15 protein-coding genes are annotated in these 17,254 nt (G+C 44.2%); 8 read left to right on the forward strand and 7 right to left on the reverse strand.

The annotated features are described in order from the left end of the window. The first annotated feature begins 79 nt into the window (after positions 1-79). Positions 80-1,165, forward strand: coding sequence for a metallophosphoesterase family protein (locus EV12_RS04320; protein ID WP_036912457.1), 1,086 nt, complete (start codon positions 80-82; stop codon positions 1,163-1,165). 24 nt (positions 1,166-1,189) lie between these two features. Here the strand turns inward: EV12_RS04320 and EV12_RS04325 are convergent, their stop codons facing one another. Then, entirely contained in the window at positions 1,190-1,588 is a 399-nt protein-coding gene (locus tag EV12_RS04325; protein ID WP_036912524.1) for a DUF2721 domain-containing protein, read from the reverse strand. Between the two features lie 628 nt (positions 1,589-2,216). Between EV12_RS04325 and EV12_RS04330 the strand changes: the two genes are divergently transcribed. Beyond that, complete coding sequence (locus EV12_RS04330) at positions 2,217-3,323, forward strand: DUF389 domain-containing protein (protein ID WP_036912459.1); 1,107 nt, start codon at positions 2,217-2,219, stop codon at positions 3,321-3,323. A gap of 131 nt (positions 3,324-3,454) precedes the next feature. Here EV12_RS04330 and EV12_RS04335 read toward each other — a convergent pair whose 3' ends face one another. The 3 genes from EV12_RS04335 to mscL all read right to left on the reverse strand — a co-directional run bounded on the left by EV12_RS04335 (position 3,455) and on the right by mscL (position 7,946). Continuing rightward, positions 3,455-5,431, reverse strand: a complete 1,977-nt coding sequence (locus tag EV12_RS04335; protein ID WP_036912462.1) for a mechanosensitive ion channel family protein — start codon at positions 5,429-5,431, stop codon at positions 3,455-3,457. A gap of 1,393 nt (positions 5,432-6,824) precedes the next feature. Then, positions 6,825-7,454 (reverse strand): isochorismatase family protein, encoded by a 630-nt coding sequence (locus EV12_RS04345; protein WP_052039551.1) that lies wholly within the window; start codon positions 7,452-7,454, stop codon positions 6,825-6,827. Between the two features lie 99 nt (positions 7,455-7,553). After that, positions 7,554-7,946, reverse strand: coding sequence for a large conductance mechanosensitive channel protein MscL (gene mscL / locus EV12_RS04350; RefSeq protein WP_052039552.1), 393 nt, complete (start codon positions 7,944-7,946; stop codon positions 7,554-7,556). An 834-nt stretch (positions 7,947-8,780) separates the two neighbouring features. On the opposite strand from mscL, the gene EV12_RS04355 reads away from it, so the two are divergent. From EV12_RS04355 to EV12_RS04375, 5 genes are all read left to right on the forward strand, one after another. Further along, positions 8,781-9,176, forward strand: coding sequence for a hypothetical protein (locus tag EV12_RS04355; RefSeq protein ID WP_241466571.1), 396 nt, complete (start codon positions 8,781-8,783; stop codon positions 9,174-9,176). 861 nt (positions 9,177-10,037) lie between these two features. Then, the gene (locus EV12_RS04360; RefSeq protein WP_081939914.1) at positions 10,038-10,733 is read left to right on the forward strand and encodes a VIT1/CCC1 transporter family protein; all 696 of its coding nucleotides are present in this window, start codon (positions 10,038-10,040) and stop codon (positions 10,731-10,733) included. Positions 10,734-11,526: 793 nt separating this feature from the next. Further along, positions 11,527-12,534, forward strand: a complete 1,008-nt coding sequence (locus EV12_RS04365; protein ID WP_036912475.1) for an imelysin family protein — start codon at positions 11,527-11,529, stop codon at positions 12,532-12,534. A gap of 42 nt (positions 12,535-12,576) precedes the next feature. Continuing rightward, a complete protein-coding gene (locus tag EV12_RS04370) occupies positions 12,577-13,911 on the forward strand; it encodes a di-heme oxidoredictase family protein (protein ID WP_036912478.1) in 1,335 nt (444 codons plus the stop codon). Positions 13,912-14,020: 109 nt separating this feature from the next. Continuing rightward, complete coding sequence (locus tag EV12_RS04375) at positions 14,021-14,503, forward strand: Fur family transcriptional regulator (RefSeq protein WP_241477272.1); 483 nt, start codon at positions 14,021-14,023, stop codon at positions 14,501-14,503. A 16-nt stretch (positions 14,504-14,519) separates the two neighbouring features. Here the strand turns inward: EV12_RS04375 and EV12_RS04380 are convergent, their stop codons facing one another. Both EV12_RS04380 and EV12_RS04385 read right to left on the reverse strand, forming a co-directional pair. Then, positions 14,520-14,999 carry a GLTT repeat protein gene (locus tag EV12_RS04380; RefSeq protein WP_036912481.1) on the reverse strand — a complete coding sequence of 160 codons (480 nt, stop codon included), beginning with the start codon at positions 14,997-14,999 and terminating at the stop codon, positions 14,520-14,522. Then, positions 14,996-15,259, reverse strand: a complete 264-nt coding sequence (locus EV12_RS04385; RefSeq protein WP_052039556.1) for a DUF3721 domain-containing protein — start codon at positions 15,257-15,259, stop codon at positions 14,996-14,998. The genes EV12_RS04380 and EV12_RS04385 overlap by 4 nt, the downstream gene beginning before the upstream one ends. Positions 15,260-15,393: 134 nt before the next feature. On the opposite strand from EV12_RS04385, the gene EV12_RS04390 reads away from it, so the two are divergent. After that, positions 15,394-15,699 carry a cell division protein SepF gene (locus tag EV12_RS04390; protein WP_052039553.1) on the forward strand — a complete coding sequence of 102 codons (306 nt, stop codon included), beginning with the start codon at positions 15,394-15,396 and terminating at the stop codon, positions 15,697-15,699. Between the two features lie 31 nt (positions 15,700-15,730). Here EV12_RS04390 and arsS read toward each other — a convergent pair whose 3' ends face one another. After that, positions 15,731-16,729 carry an arsenosugar biosynthesis radical SAM (seleno)protein ArsS gene (gene arsS / locus EV12_RS04395; RefSeq protein ID WP_036912484.1) on the reverse strand — a complete coding sequence of 333 codons (999 nt, stop codon included), beginning with the start codon at positions 16,727-16,729 and terminating at the stop codon, positions 15,731-15,733. Positions 16,730-17,254 lie beyond the last annotated feature (525 nt).

Raw genomic sequence — 17,254 nt, forward strand, 5'->3', positions numbered from 1 at the left:
GGAAGCGAAGGATGAACTGCAAATACAAGTTGGCGCTATCAAGCCAGAATGACTGATCAACGGACTGATCTTCAACGCTATGTCCCTTAACCGCCGAGACTTCCTAGGCCTTAGCGGAGCAGGAGTGGCGAGCTTGTTTCTTCATAGGGCCCTTGCCGCAAACCTGATCAGTGATCCGTCAAAGTCTCTCTTGTCTGAACTGCCAAGGGGAGATCAGCGAATCGCACTGATCAGCGACCTCAACTCAAGTTACGGATCAACCAGCTACGTGTCTCAAGTTCATCGTGGCCTAGAGCTTCTAAACAAACTGCAACCAGATCTTGTCCTTTGTGCAGGCGATATGGTTGCAGGTCAGAAGCTCGGGCTCACTTCAAACCAGCTCGATGCAATGTGGTCTGCCTTTGATGAGCAGATACTGCAGCCCCTAAGAACTGTAGATGAGCCTTTCGCACCAACCATGGGCAACCATGACGCATCAAACAGCCGCGGAAATTCGGGATATATGTTTGAGCTCGATCGAGTGCATGCCAAGAAGTTCTGGCGTGGTCGCCAAGGATCACTTGGTCTCACATTTGTTGATGCCCATCAATTCCCCTTCCGATACAGCATTCGTCATGGGGAAATCTTCGTGCTAGTTGTTGATGCCTCTTCGGCCAACATCTCAGCAGATGACTGGATCTGGGCCGAGAGCCAGTTAGACGGATCAGAAGCTCGCCAGGCACAGTTGCGCTTGATGATGGGCCATCTACCGCCTTATGCAATTGCAAAAGGACGCGATCGTGCAGGCGAAGTGCTACACGAACCAAAACGTCTGCAGCAACTACTTCTGCGCAAAAATGTACATCTATACATTAGTGGCCACCATCACGCCTGGTATCCGAGCCATGTGGGTTCCGCCAATCTGCTTAGTCTCGGTGCCATGGGTAGTGGCCCCCGTCAAAGACTCAACGACAGAACACCCCCTCAACAGACCGTCACCTTGCTCGACCTTTTCAGCCAACAGGGCGAACTTGTAGAGACCACTATTGAACTCAATGGCCTGCAAGTCTTACCAGAACAACTACTGCCCAGTTCATTGCAACCTAGCGTTGGCCCAAGGCTTGACCTTCGCCCAACCAAAATCAATCTCAGCAACAAATCAACTGGCAACAAAACAAAGTTTTAGGTGAAACCTTAATTAGGAAAAGGTTTAAAACCATCGTCTAACCTGAGCAGTGGCCAACTGCACCTCGCGTTGAAAGAGAAGGGCCGCTGCCATTAGGCATACCATCGCCATAACGAACAAAGGCACCACAAGTAAGGCAAGATCCAGTTGAGTGACCACGCTGATAAAGACAACAGCTACAACCAGTGCCACCAATAGAATCGTGACGGTGAGAAGTTCAATCGCTTTCATCACCAACGCCATGCGCCTCTTCAATGCCTGTAACTCTGTTTTGCTCTCACGCTCTGATGACACAGGTGTATCCCGGCTCTGGGTCAAAGCTTGAAGCTCACGAGAACGATCAATAATGCGAACCAATCGGCTATTGAGAACTACCAGCAAACCTCCAATACCTGCGAGCAAGAAAACTGGCGCAACAGACATCTGGATGGCCCTCGACAGGTTTTCAGCGGGTTGATGACCCACTTGGGCAACCAGATCAACAAGCCGCAAGGCATAAATCATGAGCAAACGTATCGAGCAGTCAAGACAAGCTACCAAGAGCCAATCGAAAAAAGATGGTTGGCCTGATAAACGCTAGTTAAAAGTATGAAAAGAGGAAATAAATTACTGCAAAGACTTGTAGATAGCTAAGTACAGATTTGACATGAGACATCCGCGGACATTATCAAGATGACTCTGTAACTGAAGATATTAATGCCTGTATTAACAGGGTGAAAAGGTAGATCTGTTCATATGCAGAGAAATCGGTGAAATTGAATACTATCAATCAATTAAATATTAGATAATCTGAGGTCAAAACGACAGATCTGATAGGGAGAGGAGGTATATTCATTCCTTGAAAGAAGCAAGCAAGAGTCGTTCGAGATGACAACATCCTAATACGAAGAGGAACCCAATCACTCTTATGAGAAAAAGAAGAATGGGGAGATATAGTTAAAAGAAAAAACACAAAAAAGAAAATAGGTCAAATATTGTGAAAAGTTTCTGGAAGATGAAATCAACGCAGCGATAACATAGTCTTATTAAACAGGTTCGAGTTGATTAAACAATGAGTAAGAATGCCTTGCATCGCGCCTTCGACTTGCTGACAGGGCAATGGTCTGTTTTTTTGGAACAACCTGTTCCAATTGAGGTGCTGGATGAGGAACGCATTGCTAACTCTTTGCCTTCCTTTGGCTTCTTTGTTCTACTTATCACATCAACAATAATCGCAACCTTTGGACTCATTGCCAACAACACTGCCGTTGTAATTGGAGCCATGATCGTGGCTCCATTAATGAATCCAATCTTGAGCATGGCCTATGGGATATCAATTGCAAGCAGCCTGTTGATCAGACGATCATTAGTGACATTGATCATAGGTACGGGAGTCGTTGTAATCACAGCAGCTGTGATTACAGGGTGCATGCCGGTAAGAGTCTTAGGCTCAGAAATACTGGCTCGTACGTCACCAAATCTGATCGACCTGCTAGTAGCTATTGCGGCCGGAATAGCTGGTGCATTTTCTCTAACCCGCAAGCGTATTGCTAGTTCTATAGCTGGTGTCGCAATCGCCGTTGCGCTTGTGCCTCCACTTTGCGTTAGCGGCATTGGGTTGACACTTGATCCGGAGATCAGTGCCAGATTTGCCAGAGGGGTAATAAGGGGGCTCAACCATGAGGTTGCAACAGGGTCATTCATACTTTTTCTGGCCAACCTTATAGGCATCACCTTTGCCGCTTCACTTACCTTTCTAAGTCAGTCCTATGGATCGATCAAGCGCTCATGGCTTGCATTATTAGCATGGTTAGCTCTGATAATTCTAATTTGTGTCCCTCTAAGTTCATCCTTAAGAAAGTTCTTCCTTATAAAGAAGATTGAGATGGAACTCTCTACGATCGGAGCAAATCAACAAGAGCCAGGAACAACAAATATGAAAATGACAGGAATTAAACAGAAGATGCAGATCCGCTATATGTATGTGAATTTAAAAGAAGATCGTGCTGTTCTAGATCTGGTACTCAATGTCCCAGAAGGCACACTGACTGAGGAAAAAGTGGCCACTATTAATCGAATGCTGTTTGATTCAATAAAACAGTTTGGGATTCGACAACTGGATGTAGACACAAGAATCGTTCCATCACGAGTTCATCAGTACAGAGAGACTCTTAAGTAATCAACATCTTAACCTGGGAATTGAGGAATTAGCAATTAAAAATTTACGAAGAATTAGCTATCGAAAATGCTGACCATATAGTTTGCCTAACACTGATTCAATATAGAATTTCTTGATTTGGTTAAAGTTAGTCATTTTTGACGAGAAAACAACACATTTTGTATAGGAGCACCAAGTGTAATTCCCTCCCGGTCAAAAGCTTCTTTAATCTGCAACCTAAACTCACGGCCTACACTCCACTGAGCCAAGGGTTGAGTTTTTATCCAAACACGGATTAAACAACCTGATGATTGCAACTGATCAATCCCAAGGATCTCGGGAGCATCAAGAAAATAATCACTCCATTGCTTATCATCTCTCATGGTATTGGCTACAAGCCGAACTACATCGAGCACATGGCGGAGATTCTCGCGAGCTGATACCTCGATGTCAAAATTAACTCGAGACCAATCCTTAGTAAGGTTCTCTACGGTTCGAATCTGGCTATTAGGCAGAGTTGTTAGTTGACCATCAGAACCACGAAGTTGAGTATTGAATAAATTCATATTTTCAACAAAGCCACCAAAGGTGCCGATCGTAACGACATCACCTATTGCAAAACGATCACCAGCCAGAATAAGAAATCCGTTAAGAATATCCTCTAGCACATTTCGAGAAAGAAAACCCACACCCACAGCGATTACTCCAGCACTGGTAAAAATAGACCTGTCGACTCCTATTGTTGTTAAAGTCAAAACGAGTCCAAGAAAGATAGTTACAACAGTTGCACCACCCTTAAGAACCTTAGAGTATGTACTTGACCTAAGGGTATAGCGCATCGAACTAGCACTAGCCTCCCTTCTAGAAACGCGCCTTATCCAATTATTAATATTGAACTCAATGATGATGACAATCAAAAGCCGCAAAATAGAGACGCCTACCCAAATCAACGGAATCGCAATCGACTGCTGCAGGGCAATAAATGAGTAAATACGCATTGAAGGATAAACCGCTGTAGCAGAAAGCAAGACTAAGACTAAAAATGCGATTCTCAGAAAGTTACTTACTAATAGAACGAGTTCCAAGAAGTTCTGGGTCTGGTTCAATAAAGCGTGAGTATAAGGAAAGGATCGAGGAAGATTATCTATGGGTTGATTTGGGTTTGTAGGTATAGATTCATTGACTTTAGTAACACCAGATAAATCCTTTGAATGTTCGAGTTGAGCGATATAATTAAAATCTTCTTCATTGTTGGAGAGGGGCATAAGGGTACCCGAATAAGCAGACATGGCATCGTCTTTAAGAGATTCGGCTAGTGATTCCTGTTTATGTAATAAACGACGATTTATGGAGAGCAATGAAGCTCGTATGGTCTTGAGAAGAAACAAACCCAAAATGCCTATTACCAATAAGCCAGTAGACAATAAAATTCGTAGGCCTGGGAAGGAGGATGAAAATTCAAGGCCCCACAGACGATCACTAAAGTTGTTCCTGATTCTCTGCTGCCACTCTTCCGCCAACTGAGGGATCTCAATGCCTGCATTCTGAGCATCTGGAGCCGTTACAGTGATTACAGTCTGTTTAAAAAGTCGATACTTTGGATTGTCTGGCAAATAGATAACTGTGGATTTATTTTGGGTGCCAATCTCAACAGCAGGAGTAAGAGGATGTAAAGGTTTCTGATGTAAGAACCACCAGAAGCGTGGGTCATATATTCGTTGTACGCCATTAGTAGAAGACTTACCAGACGACTGGGCCTCTTGCCAAAACCTGACAAGGCGGTTTTTCACAGATTTAACCGTTAACTGAACAGACTGAGCTCGCTGCTCAATGTTCTGGGCTGCCTGCTGGGGACTGATATTATTTGAAGCTTGAGCAGCGAGAGTGAGACGATTGTTGGGGCTAAGGATTCGAACAGGAAAAACAACTCTGCTACAGTAAAGGGGGCCACATCGCCAAGGTCTATTAAGGTCCCAGACAGGTCGGTTCATAGGATTACTGGTGGGAGCTGCTGTTGAACCCAAAGAGATCTGTGCAAGAGCAGGGGAAAACAGCAGACTGATCAGTAAGCCACAAAAAAGACAAAGCAAACAACGCAAACCTAATTTTTTTCTGGAAAGTAGCTGCATTACCAATCCTTACCAATCTAAGAGATGTAGCTAGATTAAATGAGTAGCGGACCCATAGGCAGAAAAACAAGAAAAGTTTGATCCATATACGCTGATGGGGAACACACAGATAATATTTTCCTTTCTAAACTTACCGTCTACATAGGCTAATACAGGTGAGCAAGTCAAGAGTTAGGCTAAAGAATTGGCATACTAGATACTATTGACAACGAAGATGCTAGATAGAGAGAAAAAATAGCTACGTGATCAAGATGGATATTGTATACGCTAAAAGTCTAGGATATAAATAATGGATAGAGAATTATCAAAAAACTTCAATCCGAAGAATAGGTGATATGGATAATACAAAGATGACTAGTCTGAATTAACTCAGATTTGGCTAATATTGGCAAACAATATATAAATCCGTAAGGAATGATGGCAATACGTATGGAATAAAAAGCAGCGCGAATAGGCTCTATCTCATTTTTGATTGAAATAGACCTAAAGAAAAGACTTTTTTTTATGATAAGCGATAAAGCTTAAGATAAGGTTTAAGATAAAGTTTAGCTTGGCTCGAACGCAGTATACAAATAAAAGATTCGAATATGGAACAAAGAAAGTGTCTGCTCTTATCACAAGAAGTCATTAAGCAATGCACTATATACACGAAAGGGATATGTTAGGTATTGAGTAGAATTAATTTGCAGGCAATTGCAGTCACTGTATTAAGTTCGATTTCCATGCGACTCTTACAGGAGACTAAAATCAATAGGTAATTGTATCTAATACTATTCAACATCAGTTGCATCAAGCTAGTAAAGCTTATATAGATCTAAGATTGGGGAGTATTTGTTGAAGGTTCAAGGCTAGCCAAATCGGCTGTAGCTTCAGCTAAATTGTTGCTGAATTTACAAGTCCCCAAATAACAACCTAGGAAACGTTCTCCTTGCTTTGCAGGGAACTTATGGATAGTGCCTCCTTGGGCTGTGGAATGAACAAGAACAGCCTTAAGAGTCATCTGAGAATTGAAAACACTACGACAGCTTCACGCAATACACCAAACTTTGCCATAGGTGGATGTACTGCCTTGTAAGGCTCGATTCAATATACAAAATAGATTAATAAAATCTTATAGATCAAAAATGTGAGCATAATCCTCGCCCAAAAACCAGTCTAGGCAGAACTTGTTCCGAAATAAAAACAATGCAAATGAAAATGTTATAGATCCTTACCATAAGTACAAGAATGACTCACTAGCATGGTTAACGCAAACACAAATCTCCTGTTTGGTTAAAAGTAAAGCTATATCTCTATAGGTTAACAGTTGACTTGGTATAGAGTCAAGAAAGATTGCATTCGCAAATGCTAGGGATCGTTCATCATCTGGAAGGTAAAGTCAAGCTAGACATTATCAATCTGATAGACACTCCTTGACTAAATTACTAATGGTTTTAAATTCAACTCTATCAGCTCGATGACACCACTCAAACATTACTGATTCTGTAGTTGTCAAAGTCACACCAACTGACTCCATACGTCTTAATGCAAACTCTAAGTCAATTCTCCTACGACTACCAATTGCATCGACAGCGAGGAAAACCTGATAATCATTGGAGATTAGATCTAGTGCTGTTTGAAGGACGCAGACATGAGCTTCTATTCCACAAAGAAGAACCTTTTTAATACCAGACTTTCTAAATTGTTGAAGGAGTTCTACGCATCCAACACAACTAAATGACAGTTTTGGAAAAGGATTATTTACTGTCCGTGTCGCTATAAGTTCTATTGTATGACCAAGTCGTTGAGGATATTGTTCTGTTGTTGCGATCTCTATACAAAGAACATTCGCGGCATCAATGAGACGTCTGATATTCCAAACGATCTGTTTCTGATCATCAACAGCCTGTATCAATCTTTCTTGAACATCGATAATCAAAAGTGCTGTGTCATCAGGTTGCATTAAATTTCGGCTGGGCAAAAGGGAATGAGTAGATAAGTAAGTTACATCCATAATTGAATTATTGGGACAATCATTAGTCATGGACTTCTTAAGATTCTAGTGGACAAGAAGCAACAAATCAAGCAATAGTAAGTAAGAATATTGACAAGATAAAGGCGGTTGGTTACTATTTTGATCATCTCAGAGCTTACGGGATTCGAGCGCTATTGCTAAACGTTCAACAGCATCAGCTAAATCTTGCTGGGGGGGTGGAGCAGCAGCAGCTTTAGCCTCCTCTTTTCGTTTGAAGCGTTCGAGAGCCCTGACCACAATAAAAACCACGAAGGCAATGACCAAAAAATTAATCATTGAGACCAAAAGTGCGCCGCCGGGCAAGGCACTAAGCGTGTCTACCTGAAGTCTGTGAAGTAAAGGGTCCATTAAAGCGCCAGTGACCAACTTCACAAGTGCATCTACGAGCTTTGAGAAGGCACCACCTACGACAACAGCCACCGCCAGATCAACGACATTGCCGCGATTGACAAATTCTGTGAAGTCGTTAAGGACGTTGGTTATTTTGCGACGGTACGCCATATGAAGCAATTTCTAAACAGACCCCATAATGCCCCTATCAGTGAGATGACGCCAAGCCCTCGAAAAAATTTAAACAGTTTGCTCCTCATAAGTCATCATGGCTTGGTTAGAAGAAAACTTATTTAATAGTTAATGAATAAATTTGACTCATTAATTCGGCAAAAGAATAAAAATCCCCTGGCCTCCACTGGCCAAGGGATCGTTTATGCGTTCCATCAATAGTATTACGTATATCCAAGAACTACTGAGTAATCGAAGTCCCATAAGGGTGTGCCGGATGTATCAAGGTGACTTATCAGCCAGTCTATTGGGAAGGTTTGATTGGGTTTGATAATGCAATCATCTCTGTTTCTACTCTGTTAAATAAAACTATTTAACGTGAAAGTAATAGCAGTGTAGTGAGACTACAGAACATCAAGAAAATGATGGGTAGATTATTCCCGATGTAAAAGAAAGGCTAACAAAGCAGCACACACTTCTGTGTAATACGAGTTTTAATAGAGGTTGATGCCGTGATATAATCGTAAAATATAATTCGAGAAGGCCGAATATCAGAGTAGAGTACTTAATGAATAAGTCTGCAAGAGAGGGGAGGCAGATTAATCCAATTATGTGAATCATTTTGTGGGCAGAATGATAGGATTGTGCCCGTCATTTTTATATTAATACCTTGATTTCGCCTCTGGTGCTAGCCTCAAGGAATAGCAACCTTAAAGACATCAACATGAAAAGTACTTAGAGCTGATGATTAGGACTAATCCAAATTGCTTTGTGGACGTGTTAAAGACATATCCACACCTTAATTCAGAGGGCTGGATAGCAAAGCAAACTATAGTGATCGCCATCATTAGTTTAGTTACCTTGATGCCTATGGCGCCTGTAAAAGCAACTCCAATCGTGCTTTTGTGCTCTTATCTCTATGAAGGAAAATCATATAAGGAAATATACCTTGTCGACTCCGAGCGCTTATTAGTAGAGATCCGTTATCCATTCGCACCTTCTGAAGAGGAAAGGAATATCATAGAGAGTCTTATTGTTGAATCATCATCACCAACTATTGTTGTTGCTAGACTTCATACAGATGACAGTCATTACTTCAAATATGAGATCAATAAAGTAAACCTCGAGGTTAAACCATTTTCAGTTAGTCTAATCGCTGGTGTACAGCAAATGACAACGCGTAGCTGCACGAGAATACAAACATTCATGAGCCTCAATGATAAGAGTTAACGATAATCCAAAGGCAAAGTTACTTCATTATTTAATGACTTAGCGCAAGCTGGCTTGAGAACACACTACACACAAGTTTAATGGCCAGGTTGATCATCACTGTGAGCATCGAAAATACATGACCATTCGCGACGGCACTTTAGTGACAATTTGAGCGATCCAGAACTAAAGATGACAAACAAGTCAAACACCTTGCACTCAATACCCTAGTAAAAAACATAAAAACACTCTCTGGCATTAATCTTTAGCAAAGTTGCCATAAGATTCCAATCAAAAGGGTATTGCTGGCAGTCAAAAAGGGCCCTGGTAATAAACAAGTTTACATGAAATAAGAACACCTAAGCGCTACTACAATAGATAGTTAATGACTTAACCTATATCTTCTAAATAAGCATTATGCTCCCAAATAGTTGGGAGCAAGGCGAAGATTCAAGAAGATAAAAGCTAATCCAGATGCTTCCTTACCCTTGAGGAGATGAGCAGGGCTTTTAGTCTGTTGTAGACAGCTATTGTAATGACCCAAGTCATAAGCATATCAGCCTTATGGCATATTTGTGATTCTTTCCTGTCTAGTATTTCTACAGAACTCGTGTGAACTTAGTTTCGAACTTATAGAATTTGTATTCTATGGTCAAAGGCGCATGGGTAAATAAATAGACGCAAAATATGGGATTAATCTTGGCTTGAATAGGATTTCATTGATAAATTTTGCATCTAGCTTATCCCACATAGCTGTTGGTCCAATCATTCTCAAGATGCGTTACCAAATAATAATAAACAAAAGCAGGAACTAAAGTTTCCCTTCTTTGCAAAGTCAAAACAAGGTTCAGACACAAAATCATTCACATCGCAAGCATCCAGTTGCCATCTATTCACCCAGAGCCGCATAACAGTTCTCGTACAACCTGGCTACGGGCAGCCGTTCTTGGTGCCAACGATGGCATTGTCTCCACTGCAAGCTTGGTGGTGGGTGTGGCATCGGCCCAAAGTAGTCACCATGGCGTGCTCCTGTCTGGACTAGCAGGTCTAGTGGCCGGGGCAATGTCAATGGCTGCTGGCGAATACGTGTCAGTCAGCTCTCAAGCTGACACAGAAAAAGCAGATCGGGAGCAAGAACGCAAAGAGCTATCCAAACACCCTGAAGCTGAACTAAAAGAGCTGATTGAAATCTACCAACAGCGAGGTCTTGATCTAACACTTGCAAAGCAGGTTGCGATACAACTCACCAAGCATGATGCACTCGCTACGCATATGCGCGAGGAACTAGGTTTCTCACCAATTAGCCAGGCAAGGCCAGTCCAAGCTGCAATCGCATCAGCCAGCATGTTTGCTCTAGGCGCAGCTGTTCCGCTCATCGTTGCATCACAACTGCCAGTGAAACAAATTCCAGTGATCGTATCGATTGCATCATTGATCTGCTTAGGCCTTCTCGGTGGCCTCTCAGCCCGTGCAGGTAAAGCATCAATTAGAAAAGCGGTTGTAAGAATAACGTTCTGGGGTGCACTGGCAATGGCTATCACTGCAGCCATAGGAAGTCTATTTGGTGTAATTCACTGAACAGGCGGAAATCATCCGACAAAGTATCCTGACTTGACACCTACATGGACGCAAGAGGATTTGATCGATAGTTAGTAACTATTTTGTAGTTTATCGTGTATTTACTACAGCAAGAAGAATGGTTGATTAGCCAACAACGTGAATACTCCAAAAGATTAAAGCCATAATTATACATAAGAAATCCATGCAATGGTTCCCTCTATGAAGAAAGCCGGAAATACCTAAAAGAATCCTTACAAAAGGTCAGGAGTGACTATACATCAACTCCAAGATAGGTGGGTTCAGATAGAACCATGACAAGTGATCTGGGAGGGTAAAGCCTCCTATTGCGACTTCAATTGTCTTGGCTCTAAAGAGTTTCAAGCCAGTCATTCCTCAAGGAAATGGCAAGCCTTGATGGACAAGACTTTCCTGAAATATATCGCATGAATTGACTTTTAAATTTATACTATCTACTCTGATGATGACGATCACAAAATAAGCTCTTAATTGTAAATAACTATTCCTCACTTGCCATGTAGCTTCTAAACATTTGATCTTCGTCTCAAAGCACTTTTTCCTTAAAGGGTTATTAAAAACTGACTGCAGCCAAACCTGTTCAATGCAAAACACAAACTTGCTTATCTGATGGAACAATTTCACTGAAGACGTATTTTACAAAAGGCTGAACCAACAACAATGAAGCCTCTCCAAGTAACAAATGAGTTGTTCGCCTGTATTGTTTGCGTCGCCTTGTCAGGCGTTCATCAATAGTGTCTGAAAAATAACCACTCACCCAGCTTCGGGTTTCACAATGATTCGTTTGCCTCGCCTGGCTCCACTTCTTGGTGCCGCTGCTCTCTCGGCAAGTATCACAGCAGCATGCACACCGCAGTCACAGACGGCACCTACGGAGAAGGAAGTAAGCAGCGCATTAGTTAATAATGTTGTACTGCCTAGTTATCAAAAACTTGTAGCTGCAACAGAGAATCTTAAGGAGGATCTGAACAAGTTCGCGAAGGACCCTACCGACGCCAACCTTGAAGCCGCCCGCAAGCAATGGAAGACTACGCGTAAAACATGGGAAATAACAGAAACCTGGGCCTATGGTCCAGCCGAAACAGATGGTTTTGACCCCAATCTTGATGATTGGCCCGTCAGCAGAAAGGAGCTGGCCCAAGCCTTAGATGAGAGTAACTTTTCCAAAACAACCTTTGCAGACCTCGACACAACTGGACGAGGCTTTCACGGAATTGAATATGTTCTTTTCGGCGATGGAGGTCAAGCTGTTTCAGCAGCTTCAATGACTCCTCCACAATTGCTATATCTTCAAATCGCCGGTGAAGACCTCGAGCAGAATGCAAAAGGTTTGCTTGCCGCATGGAGTGGAGACGAAGGCTTTGGCAAAGCCGACGTTGAGGCCGATCCAAGCAAAACTGTCAGTGACATCCTTGAAGGGATGACCGGCTGTTTAGATGAGGTTGCCAATGGCAAATTAGGAGCAGCCCTTGAGGCAGGCAAAGACGAACTAGAAAGCACTTTCAGTGGCAACACCGGATCCGATGTAGTTTCAAACCTAAAAGGAGTGCGGCTTGCATGGAAAGAGTCCAAGCTGCAGGCTCTTGTTAAAGCCCAAGATGAAGAGATCGCAAAAGCATTGACTGATCAACTGAATGCGGCCATTGACCTTGCCAAAGCACTGCCTAAAAGGCTTAACGACAAGATCGATGATCCGGCAACACGTGAACAGATCGAGGATCTCCAGGCGGCGATCATGGCCGCATTAGAAACCACTACTGCTGTATCAGAAAAGATAGGATAATTTTTTAATTATATATTGAAATAAAGATGAGATGATTGAATCATGAGATTCATTTTTCTCTCAAAATTACTTCTGGGATGTCTGGCCCTTCTAGTCGCAGTTGGGTTTGGCATCTCATTCAAGTTAGTGCGTCCCGTATGGGCAGGTGATCCACATCGCCCCGCCGGTGACATGACTGTTTTCAACCGCTCATTTGGTTCCTTTGAAACAACAGCTGACGGACTAACCAAGGCTGAGTTTGATCGTCATACTCAAACAGACCCCCTTTTCGAGCAGAAGCATGTTCCCCTTGATGGACATGTCGGTGCAGGCCTGGGACCTCTTCACAATGCCAAATCATGCTCCTCGTGCCATGTCCTAAACGGCAGAGGAAAACCAATCGCTGGCCAATCTCTCTTCAGAGTTGCGATGCAAGAAGGAGGTGGTAATCAACCAGTTCCTGAGATTGGCTTCCAACTGCAAGACAAAGCAATCTTTGGTCACAGTCCTGAAGCAAAAGTTGAACGAAACTGGATAGAAAAAGACGGCCTACGTCAATTAAAGACTCGCATCACTCAACCCGATGGCACCGAGCTCTCAGAGGAAACCATGGCCCGATCACTGCGCATCGCACCACCAATGATTGGCATTGGCCTGCTGGAAGCCATCCCAGAAGACGACGTGCTGGCTAATGCAGATCCAGACGATCATGATGGTGACGGAATCTCTGGTAGACCCGTTTGGACCATCGACAGCGATGGGGAACGCCGCATTGGCCGATTTGGCTGGAAGGCAATTGCAGCCAGCGTGAACCAACAGAGCGCTAACGCCTACCTCGACGACATGGGACTGACAACGGCAACAGGGCCGGATAGCACCATGGCTGCTGATGGGAGCCCGGCAGATATCAGTTGGGAAGACCTTGATGGGGTGAGCTACTACACACAGACTCTCGGAGCACCAGCCACAGCCGAAGCATCTCACAGCCGTGTAGTCAAACAGGGATCAGCACTCTTTGATCAACTTCAATGTGCTAGCTGTCACGTGCCCAGCCAGCGCACAGGGAACAATCAACAGGCAGTGGCAAAAGTCATCAACGACCAAGCAATCTGGCCTTACACCGACCTTTTACTTCACGATATGGGTCCTGGCCTCGATGACGGTGTGGCTGAAGAAGGTCTTAGCCTCTCAACGGAATGGCGAACTGCCCCTCTGTGGGGATTGGGAATGACCCAGAGGGTTAATCGCAAAGCAAGCTTCTTGCACGATGGCCGGGCACGCAGCATCGAGGAAGCGATCATCTGGCATGGTGGCGAGGCTAAAACTGCCCAGCAGCGCTATCAGGCCTTGCCGCAAAGGCAGAAGGATCAACTATTGGCTTGGCTCAAACAACTTTAAAGAAAAACGCGATCTAGCTTGAGATGCTGCCTTGCTTGAAGCAAGAACACACCATCAATTACGCCAATCACTCTCATTAGCGGTTACTATTGAGAAATGCATTGCAGAGGTGGCCTTGCCTACTTCTTCGTCCCTGGCCCGTATCCATGGACAACTTGAGGTTGGCTTGCATCAGGGTGGTCGACGTTTAACGCCTCAAAGACGCCGCGTTCTTGATCTCTTTGAAAGTATTGGTTCTGGCATTCACCTCAGTGCTGAAGAAGTCCATCGGCAACTTCTAGAGGCAAACTCAAGGGTGTCTCTAGCAACGATCTACCGCACGCTGCGCTTGCTTGTCGAGATGGGCTTTCTACACGAGTTGGAAATAAGCGATGGCGGACATCGCTTTGAATTAGCAAGTCACGACCACCCAGATCATCACCATTTGGTATGCGTGCGTTGTGGTCGTACTGAGGAGTTTGAGAGTAAGCCAGTACTGGAAGCTGGACGCTCTGCTGCTGAGCGAATCGGGTTCCAACTGATCGAGTCAACATTGAATGTACGGGCTCTATGTCCGTCTTGTCAGAGACCCTCGACAACCAATGTCCATTGATAACTGATGATAAACATCAGTGCTGAGAATGCTGATCACACGGCATCCAGTGGGTTCCCATCTGGTGAGCGCCTTTGCATCCCAACTCCCGTGCCTTCGCTTCGGCCTCTAATTGAGTGGGGTAAGCCATCAACCGAGGGTCCGTTTGCGACGCAGACTTGCCGCTTACGGGAAGGTGATGCTGATGGGGATTTTCAATCTCCGATCCACCCAAAGACACCAAGCCCATGCTTATTGGACCTGCCGTCCACACTCCCATGGTGCTTACACCAACACTTAGCAAGCCCATCCCAACGACAGAAGCATTGATCACCCCCATAGCAACCACGCCAATGGAAACAACACCCATGGGAACAACACCAATGCAAACCACTCCCATTGGAACAATACCGATCGAAACTGTGCCTAAGGGAGCTATCCCAATAGCCAGCTTTTTCGGTTTGCTCCCGCAGTGTGCTGATGCTTTGTCATCGCCAGTTTGATCAGCAGTGTTCATGGATTGTGTTGAGACTCCATTTGAATGCCGTGCTTGTCACAGACCATCCACATCTGACCCATCTGATGGGACCCCTTACAACCAAATTGTGGGGCGGCAGCTTCTGCCTCAGCTTGAGTTCTAAACATCGCCTGCTTCGGTTCAGTAGCTGATGTTTCAGCAGCGTTGATCCCTACTTCGCTCATTACAACTGTCAATCCAGTCGTTGCAGCAATCAAAAGTAGCGATCCACTTAATGTAGTTGAGGCTGATCGGCCCATGAGCTCCATCATTTCCACCATCCATGATGCATCCAGATTGAAGGATGCACCACAAAATCCCCTCGCTCGCTTTTGGCGAGCGAGGGCTGGATCAGGCCCATCGACTGCACTAAAATCCCAAAAGCGTCGAGGCTATGGACGCACCGTTTGCTGACTGGTGGCACGAGATCGTCGTGTTCAAACCATTGGTTTTTGAACAGGCCTTTGAAGCCGTTTTGGCTGTCCGCGAACAGCACACCGTTTTGCTCAACATCTGTCGGATGGACCCAGAACATGCCCAGCGCACCATTGATTTTGTGATTGGAGGTGTGACTGCACTTGATGGACAACATGTACGCATTGACGAGAAAGTGTTCCTATTTGCACCTTCACTTGTCGCGATCAAGGCGTTGCAAGGTTCCCTTATAAGAGATTCAAGCAGCAAATCTATCGAGCGCTGATCATCAGCTTTCATCACAGGGCCTTGAATGATTAACCGATCTCTCCCTCAGATCGAAGGGCGCCTCCACAGCTTGATCCATTGCCTGCAGTGCAACCAAAACAATGAGGGCCAACAGTGATTGGTTGACCAGGCCATTGAAATTCGCTTTCCAGCAAGTCCCTAAGGTGATGAACAGGCCCCTTAAGGTGAAGACTCAGTTGCTGGTTGAAATCACAGTCAAAAAGCTGGCCCTGCCAATTCACACTGATCAAGCTTCGGCACATAACCGTTTTTAGATTATCGGGATTATGAGCACCTTCAAGAAGCTGCTGATAACTCTCTCGCTGGCCGGACATGCTCAACTGTGTAGCGAAACGTTGAATCGGCATGTTCGCTATCGTGAATAATCTGGTGAATTCGATGCCATACCGTTTTTTCAGCTCTTTACGATAGGCCTCTTCTAATTGGGCTTGAGGAGGAGGCAGATGAGGACCCTGGGGGTTAAAAATCAAGTTAAGAATTAGTTGCTCATCGGATTGCCCATAACCAAGTTGATTCAACTGACGTAAACCAATAAGGCTGCGTTCAAACACTCCTTGACCACGTTGTTGGTCTACATTCTCAGCCTCGTAACAAGGCAGAGAAGCAACCACAGTGACACGTTGTTTTGCAAGAAAAGCCGCTAGGTCTTCCTGGCCTGGCTCAGTGAGGATGGTTAGGTTGCAACGATCGATAACCTCCACACCCAAACATCTGGCCTGAATGACCAAATCCTTAAATCCTGGGTGAAGCTCGGGAGCTCCACCGGTGAGGTCAAGACATCCCAGCTGGTATTGATCCAACACCTTTGGTATCAAGGCCATGGTTTGCGGATCCATCATTTCCAGACGGGTCGGTCCTGCATTCACATGGCAGTGGGCACAGCTCTGGTTGCATCGGTAACCAAGGTTGACCTGCAAAGTACTTAGGTTGTCCCGATGCAGCTCCGGGAAAACCTCAGATCGAAACGCAGTTGCTGACGTGTCGTGAGAAGGCAACACAGAAATCATTTGAGTGCAATCATCCTGACGTGGCCAATGGCAAACAAACCACTTAGTTAGTTATTACTGCTGATGTCGAAACAAACTGATGATTCTTTGAAACCAGAACCTTTAGCGAGACGACTTAATAGAAGTACAATACTTTACTCACGTTCAACAGAAGCTCTTTACTGAACCAATCATCCACTAGCATAAGAGCAGAGAGGCAACAACAAAACATTAACCATGCATCCTGTACTTGCTACATTCAGATCAAGTCTTTACAACATTTACGTTCCCACTTTTACTTTATAAATTGAGAGAAAGCAATGGCGAGATTATCGATCATGCCCTAAAAAGGATACAAAATATTCGAGGGTCAGGACAGATTGCAATGCCGTACTTTCTAAGGTAGATTCACAAGGAAGAATGCATCCTTACTTTAAGAAATGAATAGCATCAAAAGGAATCTTGTTCTAAAAAAGAGATGGTTAAATACGATCAACTCATGCAGTCACTCAATATAGAATTTTCAAACGACTTGGAATGATTTCT

Origin of the sequence: Prochlorococcus sp. MIT 0701 (assembly GCF_000760295.1) — a bacterium.
Lineage (GTDB): Bacteria > Cyanobacteriota > Cyanobacteriia > PCC-6307 > Cyanobiaceae > Prochlorococcus.

Bases quoted from the DNA above. Each gene is read 5' to 3' on its own strand.
- EV12_RS04345 (WP_052039551.1), bottom strand. From the start codon at position 7,454: ATGACTAATGATTGTCCCAATAATTCAATTATGGATGTAACTTACTTA.
- EV12_RS04325 (WP_036912524.1), bottom strand. From the start codon at position 1,588: ATGTCTGTTGCGCCAGTTTTCTTGCTCGCAGGTATTGGAGGTTTGCTG.
- EV12_RS04365 (WP_036912475.1), top strand. From the start codon at position 11,527: ATGATTCGTTTGCCTCGCCTGGCTCCACTTCTTGGTGCCGCTGCTCTC.
- EV12_RS04385 (WP_052039556.1), bottom strand. From the start codon at position 15,259: ATGGGCCGATCAGCCTCAACTACATTAAGTGGATCGCTACTTTTGATT.
- EV12_RS04370 (WP_036912478.1), top strand. From the start codon at position 12,577: ATGAGATTCATTTTTCTCTCAAAATTACTTCTGGGATGTCTGGCCCTT.
- EV12_RS04335 (WP_036912462.1), bottom strand. From the start codon at position 5,431: ATGCAGCTACTTTCCAGAAAAAAATTAGGTTTGCGTTGTTTGCTTTGT.
- EV12_RS04320 (WP_036912457.1), top strand. From the start codon at position 80: ATGTCCCTTAACCGCCGAGACTTCCTAGGCCTTAGCGGAGCAGGAGTG.
- EV12_RS04390 (WP_052039553.1), top strand. From the start codon at position 15,394: ATGGACGCACCGTTTGCTGACTGGTGGCACGAGATCGTCGTGTTCAAA.
- EV12_RS04380 (WP_036912481.1), bottom strand. From the start codon at position 14,999: ATGAACACTGCTGATCAAACTGGCGATGACAAAGCATCAGCACACTGC.
- arsS (WP_036912484.1), bottom strand. From the start codon at position 16,729: ATGATTTCTGTGTTGCCTTCTCACGACACGTCAGCAACTGCGTTTCGA.
- mscL (WP_052039552.1), bottom strand. From the start codon at position 7,946: ATGGCGTACCGTCGCAAAATAACCAACGTCCTTAACGACTTCACAGAA.
- EV12_RS04330 (WP_036912459.1), top strand. From the start codon at position 2,217: ATGAGTAAGAATGCCTTGCATCGCGCCTTCGACTTGCTGACAGGGCAA.